This is a genomic window from Rhodanobacter sp. FW106-PBR-R2A-1-15 (assembly GCF_058789735.1).
This window is the reverse complement of record NZ_JBYTEM010000055.1, coordinates 1-7,332: the sequence shown is the minus strand read 5'-3', so window position 1 is coordinate 7,332 and position 7,332 is coordinate 1. Positions and strand designations below refer to the sequence as shown.

Sequence of the window (7,332 nt, the reverse complement as noted above, 5' to 3'; positions counted from 1 at the left end):
GCGATACCCGCTCACTCTTCGTGGTCGGGGCGTTCGCGTACCGGGTGCTTGCTCAGTTTGCGCTGCAGGGTGCGGCGGTGCATGCCGAGGCGGCGGGCGGTCTCGGAGATGTTGCCGTCGCACTCGGTGAGCACGCGCTGGATGTGCTCCCATTCCAGCCGGCGCAGCGCCAGCGGCTGTTCGGGGGCGTCCGGCAGCTCGCTGTCGTTGTCGCCGTCGTTGTCGCCGTCGAGCAGGGCGCGCACCACCGCGTCGGCATCGACCGGCTTGGCCAGGTAGTCGTGGGCGCCGCGCTTGATCGCCTCCACCGCGGTGGCGATCGAGGCGTAGCCGGTCAACAGCAGTACGCGTAGGTCGGGCACCAGGGTGTGCAGCTCGGGGATCAGGCGCAGGCCGTTCTCCTCGCCCAGCTTGAGGTCGAGCACGCAGTAGCGCGGGTTGTGCCGGCGAGTCAGCGAGCGGGCCTCGTCGAAATTGCTGGCGGTGATGACCTCGAAGCCGCGCGAACCGAGCGCGCGCGCCAGCACGCGCAGGAAGGTGGTGTCGTCGTCGACCAGCAGCAGCGGGCGTGCCGTGGCGGCGTGGGGCAACTCGGTCATCGGCAGTTTCCTGAGTGTGGATCGAGCCTGCATTCTTGCCGGAAGCGGCGAGACTTGCACGCCCGGCGGCTTACTTTTCGGCGATCACCGCCAGCGGCAGGCGCAGGCAGACCTCGGCGCCGTGTGCGGTATTGCTGGCGACCAGCTCGCCGTTGAGCCGCTCGGCCGTAGCTTCGGCCAGCGCCAGGCCGATGCCCAGCCCGGTCTGCTTGTGCGAGCGGCCAAGCAGGGTGAGCTCGCCGTCGGTATCGAAACCGGGGCCGTGGTCGCGCACGCACAGCTGCAGCCAGTCGCCGTCGCGCGAGACCCGCAGCGCCACCGCATTCGAGTGGTTGATGGCCGAGGCATCGACCGCGTTGTTGAGCAGGTTGAGCAGCGCATGACGCAAGCCCGGTGGGGTGCGCAGCACGATGCGGGCGGCGTCCTCGTCCGGCGGCAGGGTCAGTTCGGCTTCCGGCCGCAGCAGTTGGAAGCGTTCCACGCAGCCATGGATGAACGCCGCCACGGTGAGCCGTTCCGGTTCCTGCGACAGCTGCGCCTTGCCGAACGCGACCATCTCGCGAAGGATCGTGCGGCAGCGGTCGACCTGGGCTTCCAGCAGCGCCAGATCCTCCGTAAGCGTTTCGTCGTCGGCATGCTCGCGGCGCAGCTCGGGCAGCAGGGTGCGCATGGTCGACAGTGGCGTGTTGAGCTCGTGCGCGGCGCCGGCGGCCTGGGTGGCGATGGCCAGGATGCCCTCGTCACGCAGCGCACGTTCGCGCACGCGTTGCACTTCGAGCTGCTGCAGGCGCAGGACATGCGCCAGCCGGCTGATGAAGAAGCTCAGCAGCAGCGCCATGATCACGAAGTTCGTGCCCATGCCGAGCACGTGCAGGGTGAAGCGGCTGGGCGAGCCGGCGGCCATCGGCAGTGGCAGCGGCAGCGGCACGTACGAGTAGAGCAGGCTCACGTAGGCCACGCCGGCCAGCGCGGCCACCACCAGCACCGCCCGGCCCGACAGCGCCGCCGCACTGAGCGCGATCGGCACCAGCAGCAGGGTGACGAACGGGTTGCTGGCGCCGCCGGTGAAGTACAGCAGGTAGCCCAGCACCAGCGTGTCGAAGGCGATGTGGCCGACCGCCTCCCACTCGCGCAGCGGCCACGGCTGGGTCAGCCGCCACGAGGCGAACACCGAGAACACCGCGAGCAGGCCGATGCCGAGCAGCAGCGGCAGCAGCGGAATGGCCAGCTGCATCCACCAGGCGGACACCAGCACGGCGGAACTCTGGCCGGCGATGGCGCAGATCCGCAGCCAGGCCAGCGTACGCGTCAGCGCGAACGGGCCGATGCGTTGGTTGGACCGGTGCGGCATGGCGATCTTCCGGGCTTGCTGAAAACGGCGGACCCGCCGCGCGGCGCGCGACAGGTCCGGCGGATCACGACGGGGTGGTGAATTCCTCGCTGCGCACGGGCGGCAGCGGGTTGTTGGCGACCGAGTCAGAATGGCTGCTCGACAGTTTCTTCATCAGCGGCAGCATCGCCAGCGCGATCACGGTGCAGGCGACGCCGGCGAAGCCGAGCTTGTTGAACAGCGAAGTATACACCGGCAGCGACACCAGCGGGTCGGTGATGTCGGTCGGAATGCTGGCGAAGTTCGCCACCACGCTGCCGAGGTACTGCGAGAGGCCCGAGGCCACGTAGTAGGCGCCCATCATGAAGCCGCCCATCCGCGCCGGCACGTAGCGCGCGATCATCGCCAGGCCCAGGCCCGACACCAGCAGCTCACCCAGCGAGTACAGGCCGTAGCCCCACAGCATGATCCACGACGACACCTGGCCATTCACCGCGAAGCGGGCGCCGACGCCGTAGATGAAGAAGCCGATCGCCACCGCCGCGAAGCCCCAGGCGAACTTGGCCGCCACCGACGGATTTTTGCCCACCTTGCCCATGGTGTTGTAGATGAACACCAGCACCGGGCTCAGCAGCACGATCCAGAGCGCATTGAGCGACTGGAACTGCTCGGGAATCCAGTTGAACAGGTGCAGGCCGAACAGGTCGAACGAGAGAGCCACGTTGCGCTGTGCGAACAGGTTCAGCGAGGTCGACATCTGCTGGTAGAAGATGAAGAAGAAGATCGTCTGCACGGTCAGCACCAGCGCGGCAACCAGGCCGGCCCGCTCGTGCTGCTCGCTGCTGCGGATCAGGTGCACGAAGATGCCCAGGATCACCACGCCGGCGGCGTACACGCACCACTTGGCGACGGTCTGGTTCTGCAGGATGAAGGCGGAGACGAACACCATGCCGATCGCGGCCAGCAGCACCGTACCGAGGCGCTTGACATCCACCGGCTTGTCGTCGGCCGGCGAGCCGATGTGCGCCAGCGTGCGATGCATCAGCGTGTAGTTGACCAGGCCGAACACCAGGCCGACTGCGCAGACGCCGAACGCGGTATGCCAGCCCCAGGCATCGCCGTACTTCGCGCCCACGTAGTCGCGGATCCACGGGGTCAGCAGCATCGAGATGGTCGAGCCGATGTTCACCGCCATGTAGTAGATGGTGAACGCGCTGTCGATCTTGGTGTCGTCGCCCTCGTAGATCTTGCGCACCAGGTTGCCGGCGTTCGGCTTGAAGAAGCCGTTGCCGACGATGATCACGCCGAGCGCGATGTACAGGAAATAGGCGTTGTTGGTCGGAATCCACAACATCACGTAGCCCAGCGTCAGCACCATCGCGCCGAGCAGCATGGTGCGGCGGGTGCCGATCAGCTTGTCGCCGACCCAGCCGCCGATCGCCGGCGTGGCGTAGATCAGCGCCGCCGCGGCGCCCCAGATCAGGTTGGCCTTGCTGTCGACGAAGCCGAGCTTCTTCACCATGTAGGTGACCATCAGCACCTGCATGCCGTAGAAGCCGAAGCGCTCCCACATTTCGATCAGGAAGACGGTGCTGAATGAGCGCGTCTGGGAGACGGGCGGGTTCTGGGTTGCCATAGATTTTCCGTGCGGGATCCAAACCGTGGCGACGTGCGGACACGCGCCAGTGCCATGCGGCCCATGGACAGGCCACAACCGGCGAAGCGTAACCGATCCGTCATCGCGGTGTAGCTGCACTGCGGCAAGAACCCGGACCGGGGCCGGGCGTCCACGGTCGGCGCTTGTGGCATCATCGGCCGTTCGAACCGGCCTGTTCCAGGGAGTCTCGCCGTCCATGTCCATCGCATTGATGTCGCCGCAGCGCTTGCGGTCGACCGGGCGTCGTCGCTGATGGCCGCCGAAGGTTTCCGCGGTCCGAAACAGCTCTGGAACGCGTTTCTGTGGTCGATGAAGGGGCTGCGGGCCGGCTGGCGGCACGAAGCCTCGTTCCGGCTGGAAGCCTGCCTGGCGATGGTGCTGATCCCGCTCGGCCTGTGGCTGGGCCACGGCGGGCTGGAGAAGTTCGCGCTGATCCTGGCGCCGATGCTGGTGCTGTCGGCCGAGCTGCTGAATTCGGCGATCGAGGCGGTGGTCGACAAGGTCAGCCCGGAGTTCCACGAACTGGCCGGGCGCGCCAAGGACATGGGCTCGGCGGCGGTGTTCGTGCTGCTGGTGCTGGTGGTGCTGAGCTGGGCGCTGATCCTCGGGCCGCGCCTGTTCGTCTGACCCGCGCCCACGCCGCTGGCGCGATTGCGGGAAGCGCCGCGAGATGATGGAATGGCCTTCCACCGGATCGGAGCAAGCCCATGAAACTTCTGCGCAACCTCGTGCTGGTGCTGCTGGCCCTCGGCCTGAGCGGCTGCGGCTACAACGCCATCCAGAAGCAGGACGAGGCGGTCAAGGCGGCCTGGTCCGAGGTGCTCAACCAGTACCAGCGCCGCGCCGACCTGGTGCCGAACCTGGTCAACACGGTCAAGGGCTACGCCCAGCACGAGGAGAAGGTGTTCACCGAGGTCACCGCGGCGCGCGCCAAGGTGGGCAGCCTGCAGGTCAATGCCGATTCGCTGAACGATCCGCAGAAGCTGCAGCAGTTCCAGGCCGCCCAGGGCGAGCTGGGCAACGCGCTGTCGCGGCTGATGGTGGTCAGCGAGAACTACCCGCAGCTCAAGGCCGACGGCTTGTTCCAGAACCTGCAGGCGCAGCTGGAGGGCACCGAGAACCGGGTCACCGTGGCGCGCAACCGCTACGTGCAGGCGGTGCAGACCTACAACGGGATGATCCGCACCTTCCCGAACAACCTCACCGCGAAGATCTTCGGCTACAAGGTGAAGCCGAACTTCTCGGTCGAGAACGAGCAGGCGATCTCCACCGCGCCGAAGGTGGATTTCGGCACCACGGCGCCGGCGCCTGCCGCGACGCATTGATGATGCCCGGGCGCTTTCCGCGCCACTGGCTGCTGCTGGCGCTGCTGTTGCCGGCGCTGCTGCTGGCGGCCGATGCCGTGCCGAAACTGGCGCGGCACGTCACCGACCTCACCGGCACGCTGACCGCGCCGCAGGTCGACCAGCTCGATGCACAGCTGGTGGCGCTGGAAAAGGCCAAGGGCGCGCAGCTGGTGGTGCTGATGGTCGGCAGCACCGGCGAGCAGGACCTCGAGGGCTACTCGCTGGCGGTGGCCGAAGCCAACAAAGTTGGCCGCAAGGGCACCGACGACGGCGTGCTGCTGCTGGTGGCCAAGAACGACCGCCGCGTGCGCATCGAGGTGGGTTACGGCCTGGAAGGCGCCATTCCCGACGCCGCCACCGCACGGATCATCCGCGAATACATCGCGCCGAAATTCCGCGGCAACGACTACTTCGGTGGCATCAGCGACGCGGTCGGCGCGCTGACCCAGCTGATCAACGGCGAAGCGCTGCCGCCGCCGGTGCGTGGCGCGCCCGACGACGGGCGTTCCGGGCTCGGGCTGGAGCAGGGCCTGATGATCGCCGTGTTCGTGGCGCTGTTCCTGCGCGGCATCTTCGGGCGCACGCCGGCCCTGGTCAGGGGGCCATTGGGCGCCGTGCTGGTTGGCGGCCTGCTGTGGCTGCTGGTCTCGATGGGCGCCGGCATCCTCGGCGCGCTGGTCGGTGGCGTGCTGATGCTGCTGCCCGGCGGCGCCGGCCGCTCGATCGGCGGTGGCGGCTGGGGCGGTTTCGGCGGCGGTGGCTGGGGTGGCGGCAGCGGCGGTGGCTTTGGCGGCGGCGGTTTCAGCGGTGGCGGCGGCAGCTTCGGCGGCGGCGGTTCTTCGGGGAGCTGGTGATGGCGCGCATGCGGCGACTGTGGGCGAATCTCTGCGGTGGCTGGTTCCAGCTGTCGCGGCGCTTTCCGGCCGGCGTGCTGGACGAGATGGCCGCAGCGATCGCCACAGGCGAGCGCACCCACCTGGGCGAGATCCGCTTCGCGGTCGAATCGCGGCTGGCGCCGCTGGCCGTGCTGGAGGGTCTCGATGCCGCGATCCGCGCGCGCCAGGTGTTCGCCCAGCTGCGCGTGTGGGATACCGAACACAACAGCGGCGTGCTGTTCTATGTGCTGATGGCCGAACGCCGCATCGAGATCGTCGCTGATCGCGGCATCGCGGCGAAAGTGGCGACGGGCGAGTGGGAGGCGATCTGCGCCCGCATGCGCGACGGCTACGCGCGCGGGCAATGGCGCGAGGGCAGCCTCGAAGGCATCGCCGCCGCGCACGCGCTGCTGACGCGGCACTTCCCAAGCGATGGCAGGGCCAACCCCGACGAGCTGCCGGATCGACCGGTGCTGCTCTGAGAAAACGCCGCTGCGTGATCCTGCCGGCCAGCCTGGCGGGCGAATTGGCGTCGAGGTCGGCGTCGTCCCTGCCGATCACCATGTTCAGGTAGCTGCGCCCCGATTTGCTTCCGCGATCGCCCACTTCACATCGTCGATCAGGTTCTGCTGGATGCGGGTGCCCCACTTCAGGTAGCCGGTGTCCCGCTACACTTGGCCTTTGTCCGCCAGTCTGGTCGCCATGTCCCAGCCTTACGTCGTCGATTTCAATCCCGTCGCCTTCCAGCTCGGCCCGATCCAGGTGCACTGGTACGGCCTGATGTACCTGCTCGGCTTTTTCTTCGTCGCAGTGCTGGGTGAATACCGGCGCAGGCAGGGGCGTCTGCCGGTCAGCCGCGATGCGCTGGGCGACCTGCTGTTCTACGGCATGCTTGGCGTGATCGTGGGCGGGCGCGTGTGGTACATGCTGTTCTATTACGAAGGCGGCATCGGCTGGATCTGGCGCGATCCGCTGGTGCTGTTCAAGGTATGGGACGGCGGCATGAGCTTCCACGGCGGCCTGCTCGGCGTGCTGGCCGCCGGCTGGTGGTGGTCGCGCCGGCAAAAGCTGCACTTCTTCGACACCATCGACTTCGTGGCGCCGCTGGTGCCGATCGGGCTGGGCCTGGGCCGGCTCGGCAACTTCATCAACGGCGAGCTGTGGGGCAGGCCGGCCGACGTGCCGTGGGCGATGGTGTTCCCGAACGCGCCGGACCGGTTGCCGCGGCACCCCTCGCAGCTGTACGAGATGCTGCTGGAGGGCGTGGTGATGTTCGTGGTGTTATGGCTGGTCTCGCTGAAGCCGCGGCCGCGCTACCTGGTATCCGGCCTGTTCGCGTTGCTGTACGGCTGCTTCCGTTTCGCGGTGGAATTCGTGCGCGTACCCGACTCGCAGCTCGGCTACCTGTTCGGCACCTCATGGGTGACGATGGGGCAGATGCAGTCGCTGCCGCTGATTGCGGTGGGGCTGGTGCTGCTTGCGATGTCGCGGCGCGCGCCCACGCTGCCGCTGGCGCACGTTTGAT

The 7,332-nt window shown here is 67.9% G+C and carries 8 protein-coding genes; 5 read left to right on the top strand and 3 right to left on the bottom strand.

From position 1 onward, the window contains the following. Positions 1-11: 11 nt before the first annotated feature. The 3 genes from AC3WTD_RS18380 to AC3WTD_RS18370 all read right to left on the bottom strand — a co-directional run bounded on the left by AC3WTD_RS18380 (position 12) and on the right by AC3WTD_RS18370 (position 3,565). Positions 12-599: a response regulator transcription factor gene (locus tag AC3WTD_RS18380; RefSeq protein WP_027493041.1), complete on the bottom strand. Its 588-nt coding sequence runs from the start codon at positions 597-599 to the stop codon at positions 12-14. A 70-nt stretch (positions 600-669) separates the two neighbouring features. Then, complete coding sequence (locus AC3WTD_RS18375; protein ID WP_492614647.1) at positions 670-1,950, bottom strand: ATP-binding protein; 1,281 nt, start codon at positions 1,948-1,950, stop codon at positions 670-672. 64 nt (positions 1,951-2,014) lie between these two features. Continuing rightward, on the bottom strand, positions 2,015-3,565 hold the full coding sequence (locus AC3WTD_RS18370; protein ID WP_492614646.1) for a peptide MFS transporter: 1,551 nt from the start codon (positions 3,563-3,565) through the stop codon (positions 2,015-2,017). Positions 3,566-3,838: 273 nt separating this feature from the next. Between AC3WTD_RS18370 and AC3WTD_RS18365 the strand changes: the two genes are divergently transcribed. The 5 genes from AC3WTD_RS18365 (at position 3,839) to lgt (ending at position 7,331) form a co-directional block, all read left to right on the top strand. Then, positions 3,839-4,213 carry a diacylglycerol kinase gene (locus tag AC3WTD_RS18365; protein WP_027493039.1) on the top strand — a complete coding sequence of 125 codons (375 nt, stop codon included), beginning with the start codon at positions 3,839-3,841 and terminating at the stop codon, positions 4,211-4,213. Between the two features lie 80 nt (positions 4,214-4,293). Then, the gene (locus AC3WTD_RS18360) at positions 4,294-4,911 is read left to right on the top strand and encodes a LemA family protein (protein WP_027493038.1); all 618 of its coding nucleotides are present in this window, start codon (positions 4,294-4,296) and stop codon (positions 4,909-4,911) included. Next, complete coding sequence (locus tag AC3WTD_RS18355) at positions 4,911-5,786, top strand: TPM domain-containing protein (protein ID WP_027493037.1); 876 nt, start codon at positions 4,911-4,913, stop codon at positions 5,784-5,786. The genes AC3WTD_RS18360 and AC3WTD_RS18355 overlap by 1 nt, the downstream gene beginning before the upstream one ends. Further along, on the top strand, positions 5,786-6,289 hold the full coding sequence (locus AC3WTD_RS18350; protein ID WP_027493036.1) for a TPM domain-containing protein: 504 nt from the start codon (positions 5,786-5,788) through the stop codon (positions 6,287-6,289). Before AC3WTD_RS18355 ends, AC3WTD_RS18350 begins: the two co-directional genes overlap by 1 nt. 220 nt (positions 6,290-6,509) lie before the next feature. Continuing rightward, positions 6,510-7,331: a prolipoprotein diacylglyceryl transferase gene (gene lgt / locus AC3WTD_RS18345; RefSeq protein WP_027493035.1), complete on the top strand. Its 822-nt coding sequence runs from the start codon at positions 6,510-6,512 to the stop codon at positions 7,329-7,331. Position 7,332: the final 1 nt, after the last annotated feature.